Annotated in this window: 27 protein-coding genes and 1 pseudogene; 9 read left to right on the plus strand and 19 right to left on the minus strand. The window is 66.3% G+C overall.

Annotation, left to right across the window (positions count from 1 at the left end):
• Window positions 1-24: 24 nt before the first annotated feature.
• The 10 genes and pseudogenes from FGW31_RS10635 to FGW31_RS35250 form a co-directional block, all read right to left on the minus strand.
• On the minus strand, window positions 25-1398 hold the full coding sequence (locus FGW31_RS10635; RefSeq protein WP_142193151.1) for a tyrosine-type recombinase/integrase: 1374 nt from the start codon (window positions 1396-1398) through the stop codon (window positions 25-27).
• Complete coding sequence (locus FGW31_RS10640) at window positions 1395-1565, minus strand: helix-turn-helix transcriptional regulator (RefSeq protein ID WP_033275543.1); 171 nt, start codon at window positions 1563-1565, stop codon at window positions 1395-1397. Before FGW31_RS10640 ends, FGW31_RS10635 begins: the two co-directional genes overlap by 4 nt.
• Window positions 1565-2929 (minus strand): replication initiator, encoded by a 1365-nt coding sequence (locus tag FGW31_RS10645; RefSeq protein WP_142193152.1) that lies wholly within the window; start codon window positions 2927-2929, stop codon window positions 1565-1567. Before FGW31_RS10645 ends, FGW31_RS10640 begins: the two co-directional genes overlap by 1 nt.
• 92 nt (window positions 2930-3021) lie before the next feature.
• On the minus strand, window positions 3022-3321 hold the full coding sequence (locus tag FGW31_RS10650) for a SpdD-like protein (protein WP_142193153.1): 300 nt from the start codon (window positions 3319-3321) through the stop codon (window positions 3022-3024).
• 20 nt (window positions 3322-3341) lie between these two features.
• The gene (locus FGW31_RS10655; protein WP_006134826.1) at window positions 3342-3497 is read right to left on the minus strand and encodes a hypothetical protein; all 156 of its coding nucleotides are present in this window, start codon (window positions 3495-3497) and stop codon (window positions 3342-3344) included.
• A 16-nt stretch (window positions 3498-3513) separates the two neighbouring features.
• On the minus strand, window positions 3514-3693 hold the full coding sequence (locus tag FGW31_RS10660; protein ID WP_019524147.1) for a mobile element transfer protein: 180 nt from the start codon (window positions 3691-3693) through the stop codon (window positions 3514-3516).
• A 13-nt stretch (window positions 3694-3706) separates the two neighbouring features.
• Complete coding sequence (locus FGW31_RS10665; RefSeq protein ID WP_142193154.1) at window positions 3707-4405, minus strand: DUF2637 domain-containing protein; 699 nt, start codon at window positions 4403-4405, stop codon at window positions 3707-3709.
• A gap of 86 nt (window positions 4406-4491) precedes the next feature.
• Window positions 4492-5847 (minus strand): FtsK/SpoIIIE domain-containing protein, encoded by a 1356-nt coding sequence (locus tag FGW31_RS10670; RefSeq protein WP_142193155.1) that lies wholly within the window; start codon window positions 5845-5847, stop codon window positions 4492-4494.
• Window positions 5848-5852: 5 nt separating this feature from the next.
• Complete coding sequence (locus tag FGW31_RS10675; protein WP_142193156.1) at window positions 5853-6200, minus strand: SCO3933 family regulatory protein; 348 nt, start codon at window positions 6198-6200, stop codon at window positions 5853-5855.
• A 243-nt stretch (window positions 6201-6443) separates the two neighbouring features.
• Window positions 6444-6752: pseudogene (locus FGW31_RS35250) on the minus strand (DUF6233 domain-containing protein).
• Window positions 6753-7270: 518 nt separating this feature from the next.
• Between FGW31_RS35250 and FGW31_RS10685 the strand changes: the two are divergent.
• Window positions 7271-7450: a hypothetical protein gene (locus tag FGW31_RS10685; protein WP_142193157.1), complete on the plus strand. Its 180-nt coding sequence runs from the start codon at window positions 7271-7273 to the stop codon at window positions 7448-7450.
• A 109-nt stretch (window positions 7451-7559) separates the two neighbouring features.
• Here the strand turns inward: FGW31_RS10685 and FGW31_RS10690 are convergent, their stop codons facing one another.
• The 5 genes from FGW31_RS10690 to FGW31_RS10710 all read right to left on the minus strand — a co-directional run bounded on the left by FGW31_RS10690 (window position 7560) and on the right by FGW31_RS10710 (window position 12182).
• Entirely contained in the window at window positions 7560-8396 is an 837-nt protein-coding gene (locus tag FGW31_RS10690) for a protein phosphatase 2C domain-containing protein (RefSeq protein WP_142193158.1), read from the minus strand.
• A complete protein-coding gene (locus FGW31_RS10695; RefSeq protein ID WP_142193159.1) occupies window positions 8393-9244 on the minus strand; it encodes a sigma factor-like helix-turn-helix DNA-binding protein in 852 nt (283 codons plus the stop codon). Before FGW31_RS10695 ends, FGW31_RS10690 begins: the two co-directional genes overlap by 4 nt.
• Window positions 9245-9419: 175 nt before the next feature.
• Window positions 9420-9809: an ATP-binding protein gene (locus tag FGW31_RS10700; RefSeq protein ID WP_142193160.1), complete on the minus strand. Its 390-nt coding sequence runs from the start codon at window positions 9807-9809 to the stop codon at window positions 9420-9422.
• A gap of 97 nt (window positions 9810-9906) precedes the next feature.
• Window positions 9907-10755 carry a helix-turn-helix domain-containing protein gene (locus FGW31_RS10705; RefSeq protein ID WP_142193161.1) on the minus strand — a complete coding sequence of 283 codons (849 nt, stop codon included), beginning with the start codon at window positions 10753-10755 and terminating at the stop codon, window positions 9907-9909.
• A 662-nt stretch (window positions 10756-11417) separates the two neighbouring features.
• A complete protein-coding gene (locus FGW31_RS10710) occupies window positions 11418-12182 on the minus strand; it encodes a hypothetical protein (protein ID WP_142193162.1) in 765 nt (254 codons plus the stop codon).
• Window positions 12183-12670: 488 nt separating this feature from the next.
• Here FGW31_RS10710 and FGW31_RS10715 point away from each other — a divergent pair, with 488 nt between their 5' ends.
• Window positions 12671-12922, plus strand: coding sequence for a hypothetical protein (locus tag FGW31_RS10715; RefSeq protein WP_142193163.1), 252 nt, complete (start codon window positions 12671-12673; stop codon window positions 12920-12922).
• A gap of 247 nt (window positions 12923-13169) precedes the next feature.
• Here FGW31_RS10715 and FGW31_RS10720 read toward each other — a convergent pair whose 3' ends face one another.
• Complete coding sequence (locus FGW31_RS10720) at window positions 13170-13886, minus strand: very short patch repair endonuclease (RefSeq protein WP_220450368.1); 717 nt, start codon at window positions 13884-13886, stop codon at window positions 13170-13172.
• Between the two features lie 77 nt (window positions 13887-13963).
• Window positions 13964-15280 (minus strand): DNA cytosine methyltransferase, encoded by a 1317-nt coding sequence (locus FGW31_RS10725; RefSeq protein ID WP_142193164.1) that lies wholly within the window; start codon window positions 15278-15280, stop codon window positions 13964-13966.
• A 119-nt stretch (window positions 15281-15399) separates the two neighbouring features.
• Here FGW31_RS10725 and FGW31_RS10730 point away from each other — a divergent pair, with 119 nt between their 5' ends.
• The 4 genes from FGW31_RS10730 (at window position 15400) to FGW31_RS10745 (ending at window position 22006) form a co-directional block, all read left to right on the plus strand.
• Window positions 15400-16203, plus strand: coding sequence for a GIY-YIG nuclease family protein (locus tag FGW31_RS10730; protein WP_142193165.1), 804 nt, complete (start codon window positions 15400-15402; stop codon window positions 16201-16203).
• 499 nt (window positions 16204-16702) lie between these two features.
• Window positions 16703-18190 (plus strand): ATP-binding protein, encoded by a 1488-nt coding sequence (locus FGW31_RS10735; protein ID WP_220450369.1) that lies wholly within the window; start codon window positions 16703-16705, stop codon window positions 18188-18190.
• Window positions 18183-19166, plus strand: a complete 984-nt coding sequence (locus tag FGW31_RS10740) for a PD-(D/E)XK motif protein (RefSeq protein ID WP_142193167.1) — start codon at window positions 18183-18185, stop codon at window positions 19164-19166. The genes FGW31_RS10735 and FGW31_RS10740 overlap by 8 nt, the downstream gene beginning before the upstream one ends.
• The gene (locus FGW31_RS10745; RefSeq protein ID WP_142193168.1) at window positions 19163-22006 is read left to right on the plus strand and encodes a Z1 domain-containing protein; all 2844 of its coding nucleotides are present in this window, start codon (window positions 19163-19165) and stop codon (window positions 22004-22006) included. The genes FGW31_RS10740 and FGW31_RS10745 overlap by 4 nt, the downstream gene beginning before the upstream one ends.
• Before the next feature lie 840 nt (window positions 22007-22846).
• Here FGW31_RS10745 and FGW31_RS10750 read toward each other — a convergent pair.
• Window positions 22847-23260, minus strand: a complete 414-nt coding sequence (locus FGW31_RS10750; protein ID WP_142193169.1) for a winged helix-turn-helix transcriptional regulator — start codon at window positions 23258-23260, stop codon at window positions 22847-22849.
• A gap of 63 nt (window positions 23261-23323) precedes the next feature.
• Between FGW31_RS10750 and FGW31_RS10755 the strand changes: the two genes are divergently transcribed.
• The 3 genes from FGW31_RS10755 (at window position 23324) to FGW31_RS10770 (ending at window position 25569) form a co-directional block, all read left to right on the plus strand.
• Window positions 23324-23743, plus strand: coding sequence for a YybH family protein (locus FGW31_RS10755; protein ID WP_142193170.1), 420 nt, complete (start codon window positions 23324-23326; stop codon window positions 23741-23743).
• Window positions 23744-23964: 221 nt separating this feature from the next.
• Complete coding sequence (locus FGW31_RS10760; protein WP_142193171.1) at window positions 23965-24186, plus strand: hypothetical protein; 222 nt, start codon at window positions 23965-23967, stop codon at window positions 24184-24186.
• A 495-nt stretch (window positions 24187-24681) separates the two neighbouring features.
• Entirely contained in the window at window positions 24682-25569 is an 888-nt protein-coding gene (locus tag FGW31_RS10770) for a class I SAM-dependent methyltransferase (protein ID WP_142193173.1), read from the plus strand.
• Here the strand turns inward: FGW31_RS10770 and FGW31_RS10775 are convergent.
• Window positions 25550-25936 carry a MerR family transcriptional regulator gene (locus tag FGW31_RS10775; RefSeq protein WP_142193281.1) on the minus strand — a complete coding sequence of 129 codons (387 nt, stop codon included), beginning with the start codon at window positions 25934-25936 and terminating at the stop codon, window positions 25550-25552. The two genes, FGW31_RS10770 and FGW31_RS10775, sit on opposite strands and share 20 nt — an antisense overlap.
• Between the last annotated feature and the right edge of the window lie 147 nt (window positions 25937-26083).

A 26083-nucleotide genomic window follows, 5' to 3' on the forward strand; every position in this document is an offset into this window, starting at 1 on the left:
GCCTCGGTGTCGGTGCAGGTTGTCTCACTCGTACTCGCGGAGCAGGTCCTCGATACGCCGGTTCGCAACGTCCTGCCGTCCGTCGAGGCACTTCGCGTAGCGGGTCAGCAGGACCTCAACGCTATTGCCAGCGCGTTCGGCGACCTCGGTCGGATCGACCCCGGCATTGAGCCACGTCGACAGCGCCGAGTGCCGGAGGTCGTACGGCCTACTCGCGAGCGGCGAGGCTGCGACGGCCGGCGGTAGCGCGAGGAGCCGGGCCTCCTGCCACACGCGGTAGTAGGTCGAGGACGGGACGACCGAGCCCTTCTCGCTGAAGAACAGCCGCCCGTCGTCCGCCGTGCCGAAGGTGGCCAGGTGCTCGCGGAGCACGGCGACGAGGTGGGGCGGGATGGGAACCCGCCTGACGTCCTCGGTCGGCCGGTTCTTCAGCCCGCGGTCGTCATGGGTCTCCCCCGAGTCGGTCCACTGCTTGCCGACGGACGGACGGGTCCGGTGGAGCAGCGCCGAGCCCCAGCCTTGCTCGGGAAGGTTCAGGTCCGTCTCGACGAGGCCGACCGCTTCCGCCGGCCGGAGACCGCCGAAGTACATGGCGGCGAACAGACCCACGAGGCGACGACCACGGGCACGCCGGTACCCGCCCACGTAGGACACCGCCGCCAGCAGGTTCCGTGCTTGCTCCGGATTGGCGACGACCCGCGGATCGACCTGGTTGGACACCTTCGGCTTCTGCCAGCGGACAGCCGTGATGGGGTTCTCCCGCAACTCCCCCAGGTCGACGGCGTAATTCGCGGCGTTGACGAGCGTCCGACGCTTGCGCCGCACCGTCTCGGCCGCTGCCGCCGTGCCGTCGAGCTTGAGCTTCAGCGAGTCGAGGACCGCGCGAGCCGTGGCCGGTTCTGCGAGATCGGCGAGCGGCCGGGACGCTTTGGACACCCAGTGGAGAACGTTCCGCACGTCGTCCGGGACTTCCCGGTCATCGGGCCCCGGCAGCACGAAGGCCCAGTTGCGCAGTGCTCTGCGGATCACCTCGTCGGACGGCCGTCCGGCACGCTCGTCGAGGAGTTCCAGCGTCACGCTGGTGAGGGCTTCGTTGATCCCGTCCCGTGTGTTGGGGGCGGCATGGGGCCACTTCATGGCGAGGTACCTGAGAGCGAAGGCGTACCACGACACGGCCGACTTCTTCTCTTCCATCGAGGCCGGAAGGCCCGACTCCGTGTCGAACTCCTCGCCGTCGCGCATCGCGCGCATGAGCTTCGTGCGGTAGTGGTCGGCAAGCGCCTTGGTCCGGAAGGACTCCGAGAAGACGTTGCCCGCAATAGACCAGCGGACCCCGTACGAAGGGGTTTTCGTATCCCGCTTACGGACGCTCCATACCTTCACGTCAAGAGACTTCACGCCGCCGCCTCCAACTGCCGCAGCCAAGTGGTGAAGTCACTTCGCCACACCCGAAGTTCTCCGTTGGGCAGCTTGAAAGCAGCAGGCCCCTGGCCCAATTCGCGCCAGCGGTAGAAGGTGCGCCGGGAGACTCCGCCCAGCTCAGCGAGAATCTGCGGAACAGTCATCAGTTCGTCTCGTCGGCGGTCCACGCCGAGTCTCCTTCCGTGTCAGGGGTATCGGGGCGCTCTGAGGCAGCGAGCCAGGATTCAGCGGCGGTCAGGCCGGTGCCGGCGAAGCGCCAGTGGCGGAGGACGAGCACGGTGTCCGGGTCGGGCAGCGGGTGGCCGGCCTCTGCCGCGCGTTCGCGGGCTAGTGCTTCGTTGTGGTCGGCTCGTTCCTGGCGGAGAGCCCCGAGGGTGACGGAGTAGGCGCGGGACTTGGTGGAGAAGTGGCCGCGGAAGCCAAGCATGTGAGCCCACTTGCGCAGGCGCAGGTCTTCGAGTTCCGGGAGCGCGCCGAGGTGCCAGCAGGTGAGGATCATGCGCCGGGCGTGGTCGGTGACGCCGGAGCCGATCAGGTCCGTGATCGGGTTGCGGATGGGGCGGTCGAGGGTGCCGGCGGTCTCGGCGCCCTTGGTGGCGTACTTAGCGATGTAGGCGGCCACAGCGCGGCTGGACAGTTCCGAGGTGCCTGCGAAGTCGGCCGAGCGGATGGGGCGGATGTCGATCTGCTCGCCGAAGCGGAAGGCATACGCGTGGCCGTCGAGGACCGGACCAGGTGCCTCGGCTTCTCTGGCCGCCCAGCGGATCGCATCGGTGAGGAGTTCGGTCGTGGCCCAGGTCGGCGGGGTGTCCTCTGCGCCGTCCGGGCCGTCGAGGCGGATGACGGCGTGGAAGTGGACGGCACCGCGCCGCTGGTACTCGGCGACCTTGGCGTAGGAGACCTTGAGGCAGTGACGCAGCGCCGAGCGGCTGAGGCCCGCGCGGGAGGCGAGGTGCTGGCGCAGGTAGGTGGTGAAGCGGCCCCAGAGCTTCCCCGCGTGAGCGTTCCACAGGACGGCCGCGCGGTAGTCGTATCGGTCCGGGTCCAGGGGCGTGCCGAGGGCGGGGTCGTCGTCCGGGTGGAGGCGTCCGCAGCGGCACCGGCCGCCGCCGGGGCGGTTGTGCACGGGGCCGAAGGACGGTGCGGTGAAGGTGGCGAAGACGCGCGGGTGTTGGGCCACGGCCGGGCCGATGCCTTTGCCGCCGCTCAGGCCGGCCGTGATGAGGTGGAAGGTGTCTTTGCGGTACACCTCGGCGCAGGATGCGCAGCGGGTGGCGCGGCGGTTGTTGCAGCGGATGAGGAGCTGTCCGGCCGGGAGGTCGCGGTCGGCGATTTCCCGGACGATCTCTCCGGTGGTGGCGTGGACGTCGAGCCGGTGGCCCTCCATTCGGATGGGCCGCTCGCAGCCGCCGAGGCGCTGGATCTGGTGGGCGTAGGCGCTGAGGTCGCCGTGCTGGGCGAGTGCTGCCAGCTGGCGGATAGCTGCGGTCGGAGCCGCAGGAGTCATGTGCGGGGTCCTCCTTGCGTGGGTGGGTGTGCAGTTGCTTTTGTCGAGGGGACTAGACAGTGCGAAAAAGCCGGGAGGTCGGGCCGGTGGTGTCAGCGGCGGGCGATGACGGAGCGGACGGTGAGGGCACACACGGCCACGGATGCGGCGGTAAGGGCGACAGCGAGGAGCATGGAGACCAAGACGGCGCCGACGACCAGGACCACGGCGGTGCCGCCGCCGACCAGGGCGAGCACGGTGCCCGGTGTGAGCTGGACGGCCGGACGGTTCGGGGCTGGGGTGGCGGCTGTCGATGCCGGGGCGTGCGGCGTGACTACGGTCGGTTCGACGACTGCGGGCGGGGTGGTCAGGCCGGTGGGCTGCGGCATGGTCGGGACCTTCGGTCGGAACATGAGCGGTCTCCCTTCGCGGGTCACTTGAGGGCGGGGTCGATGACGGGGGCGAGCAGGCTGTCGGCGAGGAGGTAGCCGCCGAGGAGCAGTACGGCGATGAGCCACCAGGGCGGGCGGATGAGCTTGACGCCGAGGACGCCGACGACGAGCAGGGCGAGCCAGAGCGGAACGTCCATGTCGGGTGGTCTCCTGTCAGGCGGGGCAGCGGTGGGTGCGGGCGGCTAGTTCGGCGGCAGCGCGGCTGTCGTACTCGGCGGAGAAGTCGCAGCGGGGCGCGGTGCAGGCGGCCAAGTGGCGGTTCCGGCCGCGTTCGACGTAGGAGGCGACGTTGACGGGGCCGATGCGTCGGAGGTTGCGGAAACGGCGGTTCACGGTGGGGCTCCTCTCAGAGGTGTGCGGCGACGGATGCAGTCATGGACGGGGGCAGGCCGAGCCGAGTACGTACGGCGTCGGGGTCGGCGGGGCGGCCGGTGGCCGAGCGGTGTTCCTCGGCCAGGGCCCGGACGCGGTCGACGAGGGCGGGCGGCAGGGCGACGGCTGGAGCAGGCGCCGGGGCGGGAGCGGTGGCCGGGGTGGCAGCAGGCTCGGAAGCCGGTCCGGGGTCGGCGGGGTACGGAACCTTGTGATCGGGCCCTTCCACGCCGGACGAATCGCCGTCAGGAGCCGCTACCGCGTCCGTCGCGGGAGAGGCGGCGGGCCCTTCCGGGGTGTGCGGAGCGTGAGCCAGCAGCGTGCCGCCGAAGAAGGCGACAGCGGGCCAGCCCGCGACCATCACGCGGAGCCAGGCGGGTACGTCGTCCAGGTCGAGGAGGCCGGCCGTGGCGACGTTGGCGCCGAGGGACGCGGCCAGGGCTACGAGGAACCACAGACGCGGACCGCCAGCCGCCAGGCCCGCTCGCTGTGACTGGCGCATCCGACGCCAGGCGGCGACCAGGAGCAGGTCGACGCTCACGGGGTAGGCCCACGCCTTCCAGCCGTCCTGTCCGGCCGCCGCGGCGACGTCGTGCAGGTGGGAGAAAGACAGGGCACCGGCGATGACGGCCTGCACGATCACGGCGTCCACGCGGGCCAGGTAGGCACGCATCGGCTCGGGCTCCTTCGGTTTCAGGCATGGCAGGGGTAGGGACTTGGCATGAGGCGGTCACGCCGACCGTTGGAGGGGAAGTGCGGCTACCCGGTCACCGGGCGCGCGGTGGGCTGGGCGGCGGGAGCAGCGGAAGGCTGCGCCACGACAGGTCGGAAGGTGTCCAGGCGGGGAAGTTCCGGAATCAGGTCCGAAGTGTTGCGGCAGACGGCCGCCGCGTCTTCGAGGGTGACGTGCGGGGAGCGGACCCGGGACCAGCCGCCGGAGGAGTCACCGACCACCGCGACGCCGGGTCGTCCGGCCGGGATCCTGGTGGCTGCCAGCGCCGCTTCCGGTGCGATGTCGCCGAGAGCCATGTTGGCGGACGTCTCGTCGTTGACGCGATGGCAGACCCGACCGGTGAGCTGGGCGCGGAGCATGGTGGCGCCCTTGCCGAGTTCGGCGCCGAAGCGCTGCCCGCACACCTCCAGATAGATGCCGGCCGCGCGCCCGAGCTGGGCGAGGCGGATGAGCTTGGTGACCATGGCGTCCCGCCGCTTCTCGTCGTCCTTGCTCGCGGCGAGGAAGAGTTCGGCGACCTCGTCGACGACGACCACGATCGGCACCGGCCGCGCCTTCTCCGGCAGGCCCCAGACGTCCGAGGTGAGCACGGCATCCGGGCCGGCCCCGCCCCTCATGCCGATGAGGCGGAAGCGTGCCTCCATCTCGTCCACCAGGGCGTCAAGGAGGTCGTTCGCACGGTCCGGTGTGTCGGCGAGTGCTGACAACCGGGGCGCGAATGGAGCTAGTTCGACGCCCCACTTGCAGTCGATGCCGACCAGTGCGACGGGCTGCCGGGCCAGCCCGCAGAGCAGGTTGCGCAGGTACACGGACTTGCCCGACTGCGTTGCGCCGAGGATGAGTTCGTGCGGCACGGTGCGGAAGTCCCGGACGTGCCAGTGTCCGTCCTCACGCAGTGCCAGGGGCAGGGTCAGCGGTTCGGTCCGCAGCCGCCGACGAGGGGGCCGTACGTCGGTGAGGACGTCCCAGCCGACCAACCGCAGCTCCAGCCGTCCCGGCTTGGTGGGACGGACGTGCACGGCGTGCGCACCCCACGCATGCCGTAGCCGGTCGGCCGAAGCGTTGAAGTCTTCGGGTGCCTGGCCGGCCGCCATGCGCAGCCGCATCACAAGTCCGGACCCGGTCGGCAGCGGCAGCGACCGACGAGGCGGTACGGGAGCGGCCTGCCGCCCCACCATCCGGGCGGTGGCCCGGCGCACGGCCGAGGCGGGCACCGTCAGGCCGCAGGCGTCCATGGTGGCCCGGTAGGTGGTGAGCACCCGCAGCGTCACGGCCGGATACCCGACCAGCCACCAGAACAGGACCGGCAGTCGACGGCGCACAGCGGCCAGCGCAGCCGCCACCAGGACCGCTAACAGCAGAATCCACAGGGCATCGGTCATGGCGCTCAGCCCTGCACCGCGGCCGGCGTGCCGACCATGACGGCGTCAGCCCGGTAGGCAATGCCGTGCCGAGTACGGCCGCCGAACTCGCTCTCCCAGGGCCGGGCGATCAGGCCGGACAGGTACACCGGTGCACCCATGACCAGTCCCTCGCCGATGCCCTTCTCGGGCACGGTGACCTTGATCATGTCCGAGCCGCCCTGGGCGATGAACACCAGCTCCATGACCATGAGCCGGTCGTTGGTGACCGGGTCCACGGCCACCTCGCCGGTCTGCCGGTCCCTCACCTTGACCTCAGGGAGCTTGGTGACCAGGAGAGTGGCGGACGAGGTGTCCACGGGGATGACACGCATTCTGTACCTCACTTGATTCGGGCGTCCTCGTGGACGCCGAGCCGTTGAATACCCCCCTAGACAGCACAGGGAGGCGACCACCCAACTGTCTAGGGGGATTGACAACAACCGTAAACCGACGCCCCGTCAACTGTCTAGGGGGGTATACGAGCGTGTTGCATGAGCGTCGATGGAGCCACCCGATCTCGCAGCGGCCGGCGACGCCATTCGGAAGCCCTTCGCGCGCTCCTGGAACCGCCACCGTCACGGATTGTCGAGCAGGCCCAGCGCCGTATCCGGGCGGCAGTGCACGCACGCCGGCACGCCATGCCGCAGAGCTTCAACCACCTGCCCGCGGGACGCGGGACGACACCGGCCCGACTTCGTCGCTGCCCAACAGTCCCCGGCATGGACGGCATCCACGCTCTTCCGGTTGAGCCCGTACTAGAGCAGCCAGTCCGGAGGCGGCGGCCGCATCTCTTCACCTCGGCGCCGCTCAGCCTCGCGCCGCTCCTCGTCCGCGATCCACCCGTCGAGCTGCCGCACGGCAGCCGTCGCCTACTGCACGACCACACGGCGCGCGAAGCGCAGCAGCTCCAGTCGGGAGGGTTGGTTGGTCGCTCATGCGTTCGATTCTGCGGTTGGGTTGCGGCTACGACGAGGGCACCTGTCCTCTGCCAGCGAACCTTGAGCGTGTGCCATCGAAGACTGATCGCCAGCTCATCGCGCAATCACGCGGGTGGCATGTGACCTGGATGGAGAGCCCACGCGCGGGGCGGCCCGCATGCTCGAAGGATCAGGAATCAGCCAACTTGCGAACGGAAGATGATCGTCCAGGCTTATCCGCGTGGATGAGAGCGGCAAAACCGCAGGTCAGCGTCTTTAGGCTGCCCTATAGAAAAATCCGATTCTAGGAACATCGCTTTCCAGGAACCATGTTGAGCGTTTGGCCGACGGCACCCCCTGATCACATCGAGGTCAGCGCCTGCGCCCTAAAGTCGATGCCAAGACGACGGAGGCCGCCCTGCACGGCGGCCTCCGATGACGTCCAAGCCCCGATCTCTGCATTCGACAAGGGAAGGACTCCATCCATGGAAACACAGAGCTGGCGCGGCATCAGCGTCAAATGGACACGTCCCCATGTGTCCGATCTCGTTGTGGCGGCGGCCCTCTACTACCTGCTCTACCTGCAGCCGGAGGTACCTGGACTCATTGCCGTCGCCGTCGCGATCGCCTCGCTCCGCTGCATCCGGCTCAGCCGCGCTGTCTGAAACGCCACCGGCTATGAAAGGCCCCCTGCTGACACGGGCAGCAGGGGGCCTCTCCAGCGGAGTAGCGGCCACCGTGAACACACAGTGATCAACCTTCGGTGTCAAACAGTCAAGGTTCGATGACACGGGACAGCACCCAGTGGAGAACCGTGGCGTCGTCCCTCGCCTTTCCGCGAGGCCATCGCTGCCCGTCGGGATCGCCGTTCTCCGCTTCCCGTACACGGCGGATGAGTTCGTCCGGGCCGGCGGACGCGAGCACGTCCAGCACGTCCGTCCATTCGGCGAGGCCGAACCGGTCGACGAGGCGTGTCGCGCCGTCGCTCAGCAAGGTCACGGACGCCAGCGACTCCAGCGGCACCATTCCGGTGAGGGCGTGCTCGGCTGCCCGCGGTTCGGGGCCGGCGATCCAGAAGCCGCCCGGCCGGTTACGGAGTCCCGTCAGGTCCTCGCGATACTGGGCCAGGGCGGCAGCGTGCTCGGGCGTGCCGGTGGGCAGTCGGTCGACCGACGCACGGAGTTGCTTGCCGACCCGGTCCAGGCGGTCGTCGGTGACAGCGGTCGTCTTCCCGTCCTGCCCGGCGAGGAGGAGGGTCGAGTCACCGAGGACGAGGTACTCCAGCGCTCCCCCACCGACTCGGACCGCGACGACTGTGCTGGTCGGGCTGGCCCGGTAGGTCAGATCGCACGTGTCCTCGTGCAGGGACCGGACGCTGCGGATCGCGTCGGCGAGACAGTCGGCGAGCGGTCGGACGGGATCTTGCGCGATGTTGCCCAGCAGCAGTCCGCCCAGCGTAGAGGAGAACCACGCGATGCCGTGCACGCATCCGGTCTCGGCCCCTGCAACGCCGGCACCGTCGAGGAGGACGGCCGCACCGGGAGCGACGGCCGCGAAGTCCTCGTTCTGCTGGTCTGGTTCGGCGGGCAGCGTGCCGAGGGCGACGTTCACGCCGTCGCCTCCTCGTCGTGCAGGTAGAGGGGGCAGAGGAGTTCGGCGGATTGCGGCTCTTCGGTCTCGGGGTCGTACTCGACACTCACCAGTGTGGAGAAGTGCCGCTCCCCCACCTGTCCCCACAGCGTGCTGAGGTCCGAGGTGAGCAGGTGGACGACGCCGAGGGAGCCTGCCGTGTGGATGCCGGCGATGGTGAGGACCGAGCCGTTGCCGTCCGGTCGGGGCAGTCGGCCCAGGTATCCGACGTCGTGCGGGCGGCTCGGTTCGAGGTCTGCCCCGGCGTGGTACGCCGTGCCAGTACGCCGGTCCACCAGTGCCCAGGGCTCGCCCTCCGGGTGTTCCCAGGCGAGTACCGGGTCCTGGGCGTACAGGTCGCGCATGGCCTGGGACATGCCCGGCCCGCATACAACGACCAGCCCGTCACGGTTGAGGTCGACCTCGCCGCTCACCTGAACATGGCCGGAGCTGACGTCGAGCCCGTACAACTTCGCCAGCTCCTCCAGCCGCTTGCCGGAGTTCATATCGGCCATAGCGACGACCGGCCGCTTCTTCGCGTCGTCCCACCGCAGCGGCGTCACCACCGTGACGGCACCCCTCCCGAGCAAGGCCCCCTCAGGCGCCGGGCCGGTGTGGCGGATCTGATGGATACGCCCGCGGCTCAGGCCGGCCTTCTCGGCGATCTGCGCGTAGGACATCCCTTGCGCGTGGAGGTCCTGAACCACGCGGCGGCGGAGCCGGGCGAGTTCGGTCACCTCCTGCTGCGCCGCGGCCAGCCTCGTGGTGACCTCACGCAGAAGCAGGTACGGATCATCGATCGCCATGATCCGCTGCAACTCGTCCGACATGACCACACCTCCCAGAAGTACCCAGGAGTCTAGGGCCCTAGACGGAATGGGCGGGAGGCGCCGTCCCGTACGACTTTCAACGACGAAGAAACGCGACCTCCGCCGAGGCACACCCCGGGGAGTCACCCGTCACCGCCGGCATGGCAACGGCCCCTCATCAGTGACGGGCGCCCGGTCACGCGCTCTCCCAGGCTAGATCCGCCCAGACGGAACGCCCGTCGGGCCAGTTCTTCACGCCCCAGTCCTTCGCACAGGCCGCGATCAGCAGCAGCCCGCGCCCGCCCTCTTCCTGGCTGGTCACATCGCACAGGTGCGGGACCCGTTCGCCGCCCTGGTCGACCACCTCGATACGGACGAAGCCGTCGCCGAAGCCGACGACCACGAGGAACCAGCCGCCTTCCGCCCCGCTCAGCGAGTGACGTACGGCGTTGGTGGCCAGTTCGCTGACAACCAGGGTGGCATCATCGACCGGCCCCTTCTCGGCGACTAAGGCAGCGACGAAGTGACGGGCCTGGACCACTTGCTCGGCAAGACCCGGGAAGGCGCGGCACCACTTGGTACGCATGGCAAGCTCCTTGTCTGCGTCTAGGGGACTAGATAGCGCGACGGCAGGCTATGCCCACACGAAGCCAGCACGCCAGGCATGTAGAGGAATTATTCCTCTAAGGGGTGACCGTGTCTCCCAGCTCGCGGAACTCCTTCATCACCCGCAACAGCAGCTCACGTACCTCGTCCCCGAAGACGGCTGCGCCTTGGAAGCGGTCGAAGGTCTCCTCGTACGCAGCCACCTCGGCGGAGTCGACGGCCACCCGCTCACCGGTGAACGCCTCAATCACGACAGCCTGCTCGTCGCACAGAGTGAATCCGTGCCGAGGCAGAAGCGGCACCGGGCGGCGCCACGGGATGACGCCAAGCCGCACGGTGCCCAGGCTCTCGACGGCGAGCAGCCGGTCGAGCTGGGCCAGCATCAACGCCGGCGTGCCCGGCCAGGTCCGCAGCACGGCTTCCGTCAGCACGAACACCGACTCGCGCCCCGGCTTGTACAGCACGCTCTGCCGCTCCACGCGGGCAGCGACAGCCCGACCAACTGACTCGGCAGTCGCATCCGGGGCGCTCTCGAAGACGTGACGGGCGTACTCGGCGCTCTGAAGCAGCGACGGCAGAACGACACACTGGAACGACCGCACCGACCGAGCACCGCGGACCGCGTCATCAACGACGAGCCCAGCGGGCAGCCCTTCCGCTTCGGAATCGGTGGCGATCGCAGACTCAACGGCGACGAGGAGGTCACGGAGTTCCCGGGCCGCCGACTCATCGAGGTTGAGCGCCCGGCACAGCCGGTCCAGCACATCGACACTGGGGACCATCCGCCCGGTCTCCACTTTGGAGACCGTTGGCTGACCCACGCCGGCCCGCTGAGCCAGAGCAGCACCCGTCAGACCAGCCTCCGCACGCAGAGCCCGAAGACGTGCCCCAAGCATCCTCATCCGCTCGCGCCGTTCACTCCCCATACCCAGGGTTCTACACCACGAGCCAACCCTCACCAGGCACAAGAGCAGCATCAACGATGAGCAATCCCAGCGTGATTGAAACTCTCCCTACTGGTTCAAGGGCTCGCTTCGCTCGCCGTTGCTCCCGGCCTCCTGGACTGCAAGGAGTCCGATCAAAGATTGGAGGTGCCGCGCACAGCGCGGCGGCGCCGGCCAGTCGCCGGCGCGCCGCCCCTCCTTGCCTTCGTCACCGGGGCCGCGCGCCGTCGCCCGTCCGCGCCCACAAGGGGCGAAGACTAGGCGGTGTCAGGGTGAGACGGCCCAGCCGAGGTCAGAACAGTGCCTCCGGCGGGGGATCGGCCGGCACCGGGATGGAGGGGGCGCCGTTCCCGGCTGCGAGTCCGTTGTGGCGTGCGCAAGGTGCTCCCATCCCGTCCACCGTCGACCCAGGCAGAAGCCGAGCAGACGCGGCCCATGGCGTCCAGGTCGTTCGTACAGTGGCGCGCTCCACCTGGACGCCATGGACCACGCCCGCTCCACGGTGTGTGGGTCGACGGCGGACGGGATGGGAGCTGGGGTGAGTGACGGGTTGCGGTGGCTGCGCGGGTGTGGTCAGGGAGGGACAACCGGATCGACACAAAGCCGGTCGCTTGCCTAACTAACCCTGTCGAGGCATGCCCTCTCTAAAGCATAAATGTCTTCCTCTTTTTAAGAGTGGAATCTTCGAGCAAGAGAGCGTAAAAAAACTCCGCGAAGTACGGCAGCCCGGATTTTTGGCTTGCCTGCTCGGCTCGCGCGCAAAGAACTGAAATTGCGTACCGCGCCAACTTGGCACATAGGAACGTGCTCTCCTTTGCGACGAACTCACTGTCGCGAGTCATTCGCGCCAAGTCTTCGAAGCTGCTGAGGGGCCCTCCCGTTGCATCGGTGAAGCTGATCTGCACTCGATTCCCGACCTCGTCGTCCACGAATTTGGCCCACTGCACATCTGGGGTCTTCCTCCTGGTTGCCAGGAGTGGAATACCGACTTCTGTGAACCATCTGGCCACAGGGTCGATGGTAGGTTCCTTGCCGGTAAGTACGTCGATGTTGTAGTACCGCGCCCCACGTGCGAAATCAGAAAGGATGGAGACTGCGGCATTGAATATCGGGCCGTCCGGCGCCTCCCAGACTCGTGCGTCGGGCTCCAGTTGTCCACGCACGCCAGCTAGACCAACAATCAAGTCGGTGAGGCGATGCCCATATTTCTGAGCGTACTTCTCATTGCTAGGAAACGTTCCATGCTCTACGCAATGATCGACAATTAGGGCGAGCTTCATTACTCGCTCCAAGCCGATTGTGTACTCGAAGAAGGCTCCATAGTAATGCTTCGGTTCGGCGAAGTTCGCCTTTCGCATACTGGCCAAACCGATACCAAGGCAATAGGAAGCGAGACCGGCTTCATGCACAAGGGGGGGTCCAATGTGTGGATTCCACGCGGGCTCTCCTGGTCAATGACTCTTACTCTTGCTCGCCGCATTGTGCCAGCCGACGCAAGAGCGCGCAGGGTATTTAGGGGGATGCCGGATCACCGTTCAGGTTCTTCATACGTATAGGCAGCGTGCCGAACGCCATAGCGTTGGCGGAGATCACGGCCATGCCGCTAGGGATGGACCTCCCAGTCCTCGGGGCCTTCGTCGGTGGGGAGGTCATCTGCACGTCGCCCACAACCACCAGGTCAAGCTCCGGCTCGATGAGTGGCTCGCAGCCGACGAGTGATCTCCGCTGGGCCGTCTCTGGGCCGTCCGAGGCCGCTCAGCAGCGACCGGTGACGACTACAGACGACAGTCGTAGCCAGCGACAGCCCCAGGTCACCCGATTGGATCTGCGACCCTGGTTGAGCCATGCCTAAGCCCGGAGAACTGGCATGAAGAGGCCTGCCTAGCTGGCTACAGTGATGGCCGTACTGGAAGAAGACTGCGGCCTGGCCCCATGGTTGGAGAGCAAGCGACTGCTCGTCCGGCCAGAACGACACATCGATACCTTGCGTAGCCTCCTCACGCAGGACGATGACGCACTTCTCCTGTACGACTACGACTTGGTCAGCGATCCGCAGGCGGCTGCAGTCGTCAGAGCTCAGCAGCGCGCAGCGGAACAGCGTCACCGTAGGCTGCGGCAACTCGCGGCGCGCCGGCGCTTCGCGAAGTGACATCACGAGAGAGTGTGCTGCTGTAGAGCAGCGAAGCACAGCAACCACCGCGGCCGCACCCAGTCACCACCGACCGCAGGCACCCGGACGACCAGCCCGACAGATGTCAGCGACCGCCCCGCCCGTAGTTCGCATAGGAGGGCTGAGTAATGAAAACGGCCCCCGGGGCAGATGCCCGGGGGTCTTCAAGCTGTCCCTTGGCCGTAGCTGCGGCTGTGCCATCCGTGCCGCAAGCAGCCAGTAGCACTCAATTCTGGCTTACGCCGCTCAGGTCCTGTCTCGTCTTCACTGCCTTGACCACCCTTTGCGCCGCTTGCTCCAGATCTTCGTGCTCCCACACGCGGATAACGAGCCAACCAGCCTTGTTCAGTGCCTCGTTGGTCTCGGCGTCGCGGGCTCGGTTTCCGGCGATTTTGTCCTGCCAGAACTCCGCTCTCTTTTTGGCGGGTCGGTGGTGCTCCGGGCAGCCGTGCCAGTAGCAGCCGTCGACGAAGACGGCGACGCGGGCCCGGGTGAACACCACATCGGCGGTTCGGCGCAGGTCGGGTATCGGTCTGACGCCTACGCGGTAGCGCAGTCCGTGTCTGTGCAGCGCGGACCGCAACAGCTTCTCGGGCTTTGTGTCCCGTCCCTTGTTTGCGGACATGACCGCGCGGGAGACGGGAGAGGACGCCCACGAGCCAGGGGGAAGAGTCTCGGTGGTGACGTAGCCAGCGGCGTGGGCCATCTTCCACGCCTGCGCGAGGTTCGCAGCGCGTGTCGCGGCGTCCACCTCGCCGACGTACCGTTCCTGTGTCTCGCCCTCCTGTGACCATCGCAGATAGGCGCGGATGCGGCGGGTGCTGCGGTACAGGCGCAGCGCGATGGACGCGCGCGCATAGCGGCCCTCGCCGAGGTCGACGGCGCGCGAGAGACGGCCGCCAGCGGCGCGGTCCTGCTCGGCCGCGCGGGCTTCCCTGCTCATCCCCGCTTTCGGCTTCCACGCTCGGTCGGGAGGCATCCGATCCTTCCAACGCCTCTGCCGACCGTCCGCGGCTTCGGTCACTTCCGCTTCTCCGGGTCATCCAGCGCGCCAACCGACTTGAGCGCGTTGGCGACGGCTTTCGCGAACACTGTCCCGAGCTTGACGGGTACGGCATTCCCCAGCTGCCGCATCTTCTCTCCCCTTGGCCCGTCGAGGATCCAACGGTCTGGGAACGTCATGACTCGGGCCGTCTCACGCACGGTCATATACCGGTATCCGGTTCCGCCGCCGGCATTGACGAAGTTCGGGTCGTCGAGCTGCATGACGGATTCACCACCCGGCACACCATGCACACCCGCCTTCACGGTCTTCGCGGGCCGATCCAGCACGTTCGGTGTGTGGCCCGTGTACATGCGGGCTCCAGGCCATCCGATGTGATCGGGGATATCTCCCACTTCGAGCTTCTTCTCGACGGCTTCCTCGGTGACGTACGGAAGCGGCTTGCCCTCGTTCTCGTCGATTCCCTCGATGGCGTCACGCAGGGTATGCCACGGCTTAAGCTTCAGCTTTTCCTTGACCTTCTTATTCTCATAGTCGAGCTCCGGGAGGTTGGCGATGACGCGCTTGCGGACGTTGGCGGGCACGTTCCTGTGTCGCTCCGTCCAATACGGTCCACCTTCGCGCATGGAGTGGATCAGTGACTCTTCGGAGTGGGTCTCCTTGGGCATGAACTCGCCCCAGTTGACGCCGAGGTCGGCGCGGAACGCGACGATGATTACCCGATTCCGAATCTGGGGTACGCCGTAGTTAGCGGCGTTGACCGCCATTTCCTTGACGACGTAGCGCTCCGAAAGATCAACTGATTCGTTGGCGATCAGCTTCTCAAGGACGTCGTTGTGGTCTTCCCATGCGGCGCTCTTGTCGCGCTCCACGAAGGGGAGGGTCAATTCGTTCAGAATGTAATTGAAGTAAGGCCTGAAAGACGGGCGGAGAAGACCGCGAACGTTCTCACAGATGACCGCCTTCGGTCTCATTTCTCGAATGGCGCGGAACATTTCTGGGAACATGTTCCGCTTGTCCTCCGTGCCCTTGTGGACTCCACCCAGGCTGAAGGGCTGGCAGGGCGGCCCGCCCGCGAGAACGTCGACCTCTTCGGTGACGTGGTCGGTGAAGCTGATGTTGCTCACGTCACCGGGGACGAGCGGCCACGGCTTCTTTGGCTCCTTGGGGTCCGGCGGGTTGTCCCTCAGGGACTGGCACGCCCGCGGGGCCAGCTCATTCACCAAGAGCGGACGGAAGCCCGCAGCGTGCACAGCCATCGCGAGCCCCCCGCCGCCGGCGAACAACTCGACACAGGTCCCCACCTCTTGGCGTTCTTCTCGCAGCTCAGGCATGCGCGAAGCATACCGCGGAGTTGGCGATCATCAAGCCACTCCAAGAGAGACGCACCCCATGAACACCAAGGCCACCCGTTAAGGTGACAGCGATCACTTACGGAAGGGGGCCGTTAGTCATGACGCTCGGTGACCAGGGGGGCCTGGGCAACTACGCAGAGTTCAAGCTCAGCATCACCCAGGCACTCGGTGACCAGCTGGCGGAACACCTTGCCGCCCTTACGAAGGCGCCCCTCACGGCGGAGAACCTGGCGAAGCTCCCACCTCTCAAGGGCGTGTATCAGCTCTACCGCCACGGCAAGCTGGTGTACATCGGCAAGGCCGACAAGTCACTCCCTCAGCGTTTGTCCAAACACTTGAGGAAGCTGAGCGGTCGCGAGAACACGGACATTGACCAGATCACGTTCACCGCACTATCCGTCGATGAGGATTTCAACGCCGTTACACCTGAAGAGCTATTGATCAAGAAGCATCAGGGCGACGGCGAGGCGCCCTGGAATTACAACGGCTTCGGTATCAATGATCCAGGGAGAGAGCGGGACACGACGTTCTTCGGCCCTGACCATTTCGATCAGTTGTACCCGGCACGCCTGGATTGGGTGATTGACGGGCTTCCCGTCGGGAACGTCGACCTGAAGAGCCTGCTTCACATCGCGAAGACGAATCTTCCGTACACCTTCCGATACGCCTATTACCGGGACAAGAAGAAGGTCGAGTTTTACGCCGGCTTCGAGATAGCTCTCGCAACGTCGGAGATGACCGCTGACGAATTCTTCCAGCTCGTGAGCGCCCAACTGCCGTCGCCTTGGCAGATCACGGTCTTGCCGGGCTATGTCGTGATGTACCCCGAGAAGCTGCGCTCGAAGAGCGCGCGCAAGTACTACATCGAAGGCGAGTCGTTCCCCCCTGACGACTTGACGTGACAAGACGAAGAGAGCCCGCCCACGCCTGTTGCCGTGAGCGGGACACAATGCGTTACGAGTTGGCATTCAGCCATAAAGGATGACGGCGGCGGCCGCAGCAGCCTGGCTGCAGCTATTTGAGTTGGTCAAGTGCGGCAAGGACAAGGCCAGCCAGGGCGCCGACCTTGCAGAGCACTAGTCAGCCTGACTTGCATGGCGCGCAGTGGTATGGAGCCCTGCGATCGCCTCGTGCTGGCGGCGACCGGCAAGTTGGGTCAGGGCAGCCGCGGAGTGGTGACCGACGCACCGCGTCGCTCCAGCGAGGCGTCCAACTCGGCGGCCAGGCCCGCGACTCCTGCGTGTCCTCACGGGGCCAGCCGCTGGCAAGCATCTTGCCTGTTGAATATCTTCACAAGACGCACACGTTTGGCGATATGGTGACGTCATGCCTTCGGTGACTCACTCCCTCGGTAGTCCTGGCCAGGTGACGTTGGGTCAGCGCTGGCAAGAGGAAGTGCCAGTGGACGGCAGTGTTGAACTGCCTCCGGACCGGCGGGCCCTCGACGGCCTGGGACGGAACCACTCTCTGCACACCGCCCTCGCAGACCTGGTCGACAACTCGATCGACGCGGAAGCGAGCCATGTACTGATCCGGTTTGTCCGCAAAGACGGCCGACTCCGCGGGCTGTACGTGGTTGACAACGGCAAGGGCATGAGTGCCGCGCGCATCAACGTCGCCATGACTCTCGGCGGGCGTCGAGAGTACTCCGAAAAGGACCTTGGAAGCTTTGGGATCGGGCTTAAGGCAGCTTCATTCAGCAACGCAAAGCTCGTGACCGTCTTGTCATGCGCAGCGGGGCATGCACCGGTAGGCCGGCGCCTGGAAGCCGATCCCAACAAGCGGGGGTTCCACTGCGACGTCGTCGCCGAGGCCTTCGCCAAGTCGGAGCTGTCCCGCCGTTGGGGCATACCCTGGTCCGGTACGGGAACGATCGTGCGTTGGGACGAGGTCTTCGGCTTTCCAGTCACGGACGATCCCACGCGTGTTGAGGAATTCATCACCAGGTCGATGACAGAGATCATCAACCACTTGGGGCTGACCCTGCATCGCGTCATCGAGGAGGGTCGCATCGAGATCTTTCTGGACGTTGAAGACGTCGACCACGAGCTGGTGGGTCCGCGCTCGCGCGTGGACGCGATTAATCCCTTCGGCTACGCCAGAACCGGAAAGGCGGGCTACCCGAAGAATCTGGTCGCCCGGCACGGTGACTTGCAAGTGGTTTTCAAGTGTCATATCTGGCCGCCACGATCGCGAATCCTTGAGTTCAACCTCGCCAAGGGCGCGGAGAAGCACCAAGGGCTGTTCTTCTACCGGCGTGGCCGGCTCCTTCAAGCAGGCGGCAGCTGGGATGGGGTCAGCGTCGCGGTCCGCGAGCGACAGCTGGCACGGGTCGAGGTCGACATCGACGGGCTGCCACCCGGGCTTCTCGCGATGAATCCGGAGAAGTCTCGTGTCCAAGTTGGCCCGGATTTCGCTCCGTTGGCCGCCTCCGCAGTGGCTGACGACGGAGCTACGTTCGCCGACTATCTGACGGACGCCGAGGAGCGCTTCAGGGAGTCCCGCAAGCGACGGCGGGCACGCAAGTCGATGATCCCGCCGGGCAAGGGCTTCGCGCCGCAACTGAAGCGCGCGATCCGAGACGAGATACCGATGCAGGACCATCAGGCGCCCATCACGATGCGTTGGACACGCTTCGATCGCGCGCACAGGGACGATTTCTTCCGCGTAGACCGCGCCGACCGGGTGCTGTGGCTCAACGAGCGCTTCAGGCCACCGGCGAAGAGTGGGCGCCGTGGTTCGAACGACGCCTCGCTGTTGAAGTCTCTTCTGTACCTCCTCATGGAGCAGGCCTTCACTGGCGAGTATCTCGGGGTCCGCGACCGAGACAACATCGAGCTGTGGCAGGAGATCTTGAGCATGGCGGCGAAGGTGGACGTGGGTGAGTGACAACCGCCATCTAGATCCGGAGAACTTCGCGGAGGCCCTGTCCCTCGGTGTGCCCTTCGAACACCCGATTGCGGGCCACCCGAGACTGAGCATCTTCATCAACCCCAGTCGCCGGGAGATCGGACTGCGAGCACCGCGGGCCTCACGGGAGGGGAAGATCGAGACAGGCCTAACTCACGTTCGGTGCCGGTCGGTGTTGCTCGCCGGCAGACAGCACATCGAGATAGTCGTCGACGAACCCGACAAGTTCGCCGAAGGCTACGCGATCTTGTGCCTCGTGGCAGACCGGATCCAACTTGCCGGCCGCAGCGTCTCAGCAGCCGTCACGGAGACCATCCGCTCCCTCGGGAAGCTACTTCGCGGACCAGGGGCCCTCTCGCCCGAACGCGAGGTCGGCTTGTTCGGCGAACTAGTAACACTCAGGTGCTTGATCGGCTACCTCGGGTCGGAAGATGCTGTGGGGGGATGGCTCGGGCCCGTCGCTGAGGAGCACGACTTCAGCCTGCGAGAGATCGATCTTGAGGTAAAGTCCACTCTCTCGGAGAACCGCGAACATTGGATATCTAGCCTCACCCAGCTCGTGCCAACGGTTGACAAACCTTTGTGGCTGGTCTCGCATCAATTCACCGGTGCCGGACCCGGCGAAGGCAAGACGCTTGCCGAGCTCGTCGCAGAGGTACGAGCGGCGCTGGGCGGCGCCGTCTTGGCGGACTTCGATCGCCGACTGACAGCTGCTGGCTGGCGCGAGGCTCCAGCGAAGGTCAGCGGAAGGCGCTTCCGCTCCCGAACCCCACCGGTTCTCTATCTGGTCGACGAGACCTTTCCTCGCCTCACTCCAGCGAGTTTGGCCAGCTCTGGCGTCCATATGTCCTCCATCACCGAGGTTCGCTACCGGCTCGACCTCTCAGCAGTGCCGCACAGTCACCACACTCCCTCCTACCTACGATCGGCCCTCGCCTCCGGAGGAACCGTATGAATCTAGCCGATGCCTACCTCGGCGCCTTGAAGATGATGGAAAGCACCGGTCCCCGTCCTCTGCGCCAGGCTGCCGCTTTCATTGCCGAAAGTCCCGCAATGGTGGAAGAGGCCGAGCTACGCACCCACTTGGCAGCAGCCGACCCGAACGACGAGTTGCGTCGCGCGCTAAGTCTGCGCCTAGCCACATTTGATCATCAGTCTGAGGACGCTGCCTGGACGGAAAACACCGCCCCCAACACACGCGAGCGCCGCGAGGTCGTGCTACGCATGCTCGACGTCGAGGAGGCGACCGCAGCCCTGCTGGGTGACCTCATCCCCATTGCCAACCTTGAGGAGCCCATCGTCATCGCCGACGAGTGGACGCCCTGGTACACAGAGGACATCAAACGTAGCCGGGACTTCTACTGGCAGCACTACTCCGAGTCCCTTCAGGCCGCCCCCCATTTGGACCCGAAGGCAATCACGGCGCTGGACAAGGCCACGGATAGCGTGGTGGAAAGGCTGGCGAATCCGACCGCAGCCGATGCCTACCAGGCCAAGGGCCTCGTGGTGGGCTACGTCCAAAGCGGAAAGACCGCCAACTTCACCGGCGTCATCGCCAAGGCCATCGATGCTGGCTACCGATTGATCATCGTCCTCAGCGGAACCACGGACCTGCTACGGACACAGACGCAACGCCGCCTGGATATGGAACTCGTCGGCCAGGAGAACATCCTCAGAGGCGTCAAACCGGACGACGACGCGGCATTGGACGCCACGGACTATGTCAGGGACGACCCGGACTGGGACCGTTTCGTCCGACACGGCGTGCGGCCATCGGACGGGGGCGGTTCGGACCTCTATCGGCTGACGAAGAAGTCTTTCGACTACAAGAGCCTGGAACTCGGCATCTCCGCGCTGGACTTCCCCAAGCGGGAACGGCACCTGCCCTTCTTCCATCCGGCCAATCTCTTCGCCGGAGACACACGCCTGGCGGTGGTGAAGAAGAACAGCACAGTCCTCAAGAAACTCGTCGCGGACCTCAACAAGATCACGACACGTCTCGAAGAGGTTCCCACCCTGATCATCGACGACGAGTCCGATCAGGCCTCCGTCAACACCAGTAAGCCCAAGCCGCTCACGGCCGAGGAGAAGAAGAAGCGCTCCGCTATCAACCGTCACATAGCGGAACTATTGAAGATGCTACCCCGGGCGCAGTACGTCGGATACACGGCCACTCCTTTCGCCAACGTATTCATCGACCCGAACGACGCCGAGGACATCTTCCCCAAGAACTTCCTAATCGCCTTGCCCCCGGGCCCTGGCTACATGGGCGCGCGTGACTTCCACGATCTCAACCTCGACATCCCTCTCGACGAGCGCACCGAGGACAACTCCGCCGAGAAGGCGCACGTGCGCATCGTGAACAAAGACGAAAACGAGCAGGTTTCCGATCTCCAGCAGGCGCTTGACACATTCGTCCTCACCGGTGCGGTCAAGCTCTACCGTGAGAGTCTCGACCTCGGCGCGTTCCGCCATCACACCATGCTCTACCACGTAGCGATGCAGAAGGAAGCCCACCGCGAACAGCGCGCAAGAATCAAGGAAATGTGGGACCGTTCCGGATATCGCTCTGCATCGTGTTTCGAACGACTGCGGGACCTTTACGACAGAGATATCCTTCCGGTTACGAGACGTCCAGACGGTGGCGCAGCGCCGTCGACATTCGACGAGATCGTCCCATTCATCGGCGACGCGGTTAACCGCATCGGGCAAACCGGCCACCCAGTCCTTGTGGTAAACAGCGACAAGATCGAGGGAGAAGAGCTTGACTTCGCGACAACACCGCACATCTGGAGGGTCCTCGTCGGAGGTAACAAGCTCGCCCGCGGCTTCACCGTGGAGGGTTTGACCGTCTCCTACTATCTGCGCCGATCCCGGCAGGCCGACACCATGATGCAAATGGGTCGCTGGTTCGGATACCGTGCTGGCTACCGCGACCTGGTGCGCTTGTACACCACCCAAGCGCTGTACGACGAATTTGAGGACATCTGTCAGGACGAGGAGTTCTTCCGCGACGAACTACGCCAATACGCTCCGCTTGGGGCCGACGGTTTGCCGCAGATCACACCGAGCCAGATCCCGCCGCTCGTCGCCCAGCACCACCCGAAGATCAAGCCCACCGCCGCCAACAAAATGTACAACGCACGGGTGGAACAACGGCGAACACCGATGAAGGAGCCGAGCAGTGGCTACCCTCTCATCTCCGACAAGACGTTGCTGGAGCAGAACACCAAGGCATTCTTGCCACTCCTCTCGTCTGCGGTTGACCACCCGCAGGTGTTCGAATTGGACGGCCGCCCCATCAACGTCCTCAGCACTCAGGTGACCAATGAGGATTTGGTCTCGATCCTGAGCCAACTCCAATGGGCGAAGGAGGACTCGTTCCGCCCCGACCTAAACTTCCTTCGCCAAGCAAAGCCCGACATGATCGCGGACTGGCACGTCATTCTGCCCCAGCTCAAGGGGCAGGACGCCCAGGTGACCATTGATGGCTTCGGACCGCTCAGCATCCACCGTCGTCGGGTCATCAACGGAAAGCTCCAAGCCAAGTCACAACCGGATGACCGATCCCTCGTCCAGCCAATCGCGAACCACCCAGGGTCTACACGCGGCGGCATGTTGCTCTACCCCATGGTGCCCAAAGACGCGGCCGTACAGGACGAGCTGTCTGCCGGCGATGTGGTCATGGCCTTTACGCTCTTCCTCCCTCAGGCCTCGGGAGCAACGGACGGGAAGCTCATCACCTGGACCACCAAAGATTCCTCACTTCCTGGCTACGCTCTCGTCTCCGTGTGAAGCAACCGCTTTGGAACGTCATGAAAAGTCTGCAGGTCTCGGCGAGCTACGAGCATCGATTGCCGAGGCCTGCCGATGAGCATGCTCGGCTCACCACTTCGCTGGCCCTGCCAGCGACACGGGTGGCTGGTGACGATCTGCGATCGTGCCCGACCAAAGCTCGTGGACCATCGGTGGACGGGGAATTACCCAAAGCCGCCGCGTGGCCCCCTGACCTGCGGGAATCCTGAACAGTGCAATGGCCTCCGGAGCCGTGTGCGCAGGTTCGAATCCTGCCGGGGGCACCCTGCATGAGGTGCCCAAAGACCCCGTCACCAGCGGAAACGCTGAGGCCGGGGTCTTCGCGTATGTGCAGACGTGTGCAGACGTGTGCAGTCCGGTGCGGCCGTCTGTGGCCGTATGTGGCCGTATGTCGCGGTCTGTGAACGACGCGCGCAAGGATCTTGGACGCCGCCCGCGGTGGGGAACCAGGCGGGCGGGCTCGTGGTCATGGCGTGGCCTTCGCGCCGGGAGCCGGCGGGCGGGGGGTGTGGGGGCAAAAAACAGTCCCCGGTAGTGCTGCACGTGTCCTGGAGTTTCAGTCGTCACTGTCACTCCGGTATCGCGCCGGCTTGCCGGGGGCCTGGGCCACATCCTGTCCGGGTCACTCCGCCGACTAGACGTCCTGATCGACTTTGTGACTCTTTCGGTGTTGCGGCTTATTAATCAGGTTAGGCAGGTTGCGGGTCGAGTCAAGAGGCTTGGGGGGATTTTTCCGGCGTCCGTGGGTGAAGGTGCGGGACCGTGCTGTGGGCGGGATCTTGGGACGTTGTTGCGGGTGAGGCGGTTCGGTCCTGGCGATCAATGAACGGGGTCGGTCGCACGGCTGCTCTCAGCGCCGGTGTCTGGTGTTGAGGTGTGCGCTCCCCAGTCCCACAGGGCCTGGAGGACGGGGCCGAGGCGGTGGCCGTTCGGGGTGAGTGCGTAGCGCACGCGCGGCGGCCAGCCCGGTCGGCGGTTGCGCTCGACGACTCCGGCCTCGACGAGCTGCGCCAAGCGGTCGGACAGCACCTTGTCCGACAACCTGGGCAGGGCCGCGCGCAGGTCGCTGTAGGAGCGGTCGCCGCGCAGCAGTTCGCGGATCACCAGTGTCGTCCAGCGGCCGTGCAGGGCCGCCAGCGTGATTTCCACCGGGCAGTCGGGGGTGGGGGCGGTGACGTGTGCGCGTGGGTCGTCGGGGAGTCCTGCCGGGTGACCAACTGTTCGGTGAGTCACGGGATCGCCTCCTAGCGTGTGGGGCACTTCGATTCTCCCGGCCCGGAAGGACGTCTGTCGATCATGCGAGGTCTGGCCGATCGGCCCGAAGAGGTGCCCGCGGTGTTCGCCGAGCGGTTCAACAGCGGTGACGCCGCCGCGTTGGCGCAGGTGTACGAGGACGGGGCGGTGCTGGTGCCGCAGCCGGGGTCGCCGGCGACCGGCCCGGACCTGCACGCCGCGAACGGCCGCCTGCAGGAGCTCGGGGTTCCGATCTCGGTCCGGCCGCGGCATGTGTACCGCAGTGGGGACGTGGCGCTGCTGATCGTCGACTGGGTCATCGACGGGACGGACGGGGAGGGACGGGCCGTGCACGTCGAGGGCACGGCCACCGACATCGCCCGGCGGGGTACGGACGGCCGTTGGCGGTATGTGATCGACAATCCCTTCGGCACTCGCGCACAGCAACTCCCTGCCGAGGGCACCGTGGAGCCAGCGTTCTGAGCGAGCGCACCTGGAGGACACCGAGGTCGCTGGTGGACGGCTGGGCTGCCTCGCGCGCCGGCAGGACCGCCAGGCAGTCACTGGCAGGGAAGGAAAACTGAGGACGAGTTTCGGCTCTTCGGGTCAGGAAAGGCCAGGTCAGTGACGTGGGCTGGTTGTTGCCGTCCGGATCTGTGCCGACGGCCACAGCGAGCGGGGTTCCCGTAGGGTCATACTGAGCCATGACAAAGCCTGCGGCACCGAAGCGTCATCTGCCCACCAGCCCTTTCAAGGCCCCGGTCGCACCGGCTCCCAAGCACTTCGCCATGGGGGACCAAGTCACACACGACATGTACGGCCTCGGCCGGGTGATCGGCATCGAAGACGGAGTCGCGGCGCTCGTGGATTTCGGCTCCGCGCGCATGCGGATCCTGAGCCCGTACGCCAAGATGACCAAGCTGTAGAACCGCTGTGCCCGGTCACGGCACACCAGGCCCCGTCAGGGACCTGTGACGAAAGGCAGACCCCTCATCGACTCGACGTCGCTGTTCTCCGCCCCGGAGCGGCAACCTCACCGTTCCACTGCGGTATCACCGCCTCCCACGACGCACCCCTTCCAGGCCCCGGACTTCGGAGAGGACGAGATCCTCTGGTCCGAGGACGAGCAGGTGGACGCCCCAGGCGCGCGTAGTGCGCGTGGTGCGCGTGGTGGGCGTGGTGCGCGTACGACGCGGACCAAGGCCGCCTAGATGTATTGACCCCGCAGCGTTGTTCACGCGGCTGATGGGTGGCCGGCCGCCGAGTGCGGTGCGGCAGCGTTGGTGGTTGCCACCACACCGGAGGCCTTGCGCGCCTTCTGCCCGCCTGCATGCCGTGCGCCGGGCCGTCCTCGTGTCGGTCGGCAGGTCCGTCCGGGATGGCTCTACCCGGTGTCCGGGCCTGGGCGTCAGGATGGCGGTATGACGGATGGCGTGGGCAGTGGTGCGGTGGATTCGGGAAACTCGGGGCAGGCCGCGGCCTGGAACGGTTACGAGGGGCGGCACTGGGCCGATCACCAGGACCGTTTCGACGCCCTGAACGACGGCGCCAACGGGCCGCTGCTCGGGGTGGCGAAGCCGGCGCCCGGAGACCGTGTGCTCGACATCGGGTGCGGCAACGGGCGGATCGCGCGGCTCGCCGCCGCACACGCGGCCTACGTGCTGGGCATCGATCTGTCCGCCCCGATGCTGGAGCGGGCCCGGGCCAGTGCTGCCGCCGAAGGGCTCGGGAACGTCGAGTTCGTGCAGGGCGACGCGCAGGTGTACGGGTTCGGGGAGGGCTCGTTCGATGTCGCCGTCAGCCGGTTCGGGGTGATGTTCTTCGCCGATCCGGTGGCCGGGTTCGGCAATGTCGGGCGGGCGCTGCGGTCCGGTGGGCGGCTGGTGTTCGTCTGCCCGCAGCGTTTCGACCGCATGGATCAGGCGACGGTGTTCGCGGCGGTCGGGGAGCATGTGCGGCTGCCCGACTTCTCGCAGGCCGGTGGGACCGGGCCGCAGGCCTTCGCGGACCCGGGTCGTCCGCGGCGGGTGCTGGCCGAGGCCGGGTTCGTGGACGTGGCCGTCGAGGAGGTCGAAGGCATCCAGTACTGGGGTGCGGACGCCGAGGACGCCGCCGGGTTCCTGTTCGGCTGGGGGCCGTTGCGGCACTGGCTGCGGGAGGCCGGCGCCGACGCGGGTACCGAGGAGCGGGCGCGGCGGGCCGCGGTGGAGGCGTTCCGGGGCTTCGAAGGCGGCGCCGGTGACGGCGGCGACGGGGGCGGTGTGCGGCTCGTGGGGCGTTACTGGCTGGTCAGCGCTGTCCGTCCGTGAGGCGTCGTGCCAGCGTGGACGCGAACTCCTCCGCCCGGGACAGCTGCGTGCGCAGGTCGTCCATGCGCTGCCGGGTGGTCTCCTCGAAGCCGCGGATGCGGGCCAGCAGTTCCTCGCGCTCCGCGGGCGGCAGTTCCTCGCCCGCGTCGAGGCGGTCGGTGGCTTCCAGCAGGGCGCGCATCTCGTCGAGGGTGAAGCCGAGCGGTTTCATGCGGCGGATGACCATCAGACGGGCCACGTCGGCCTCGGTGTAGAGGCGGAAGCCGCCCTGGGAACGAGCGGACGGGAGGACGAGGCCCGTCTCCTCGTAGTGCCGGATGGTGCGCAGCGACAGTTCGGTGCGTGCGGCGACCTCGCCGATCTGCATGTGCTGCTCGCTGCTCACCAGGGACCTTCCTCCACCGATCTCTACCCTAACGTTAGGGTAGAGTTATTGTGCTGTCGGGGCCGATGAAGCCCCCGGCGAAGACACTAGTCCGCGAGAGAGGAAGCGTGCGCATGCCCGTGACGCTCC

This window comes from Streptomyces calvus (genome assembly GCF_006782915.1).
Taxonomy (GTDB): Bacteria; Actinomycetota; Actinomycetes; order Streptomycetales; family Streptomycetaceae; genus Streptomyces; species Streptomyces calvus.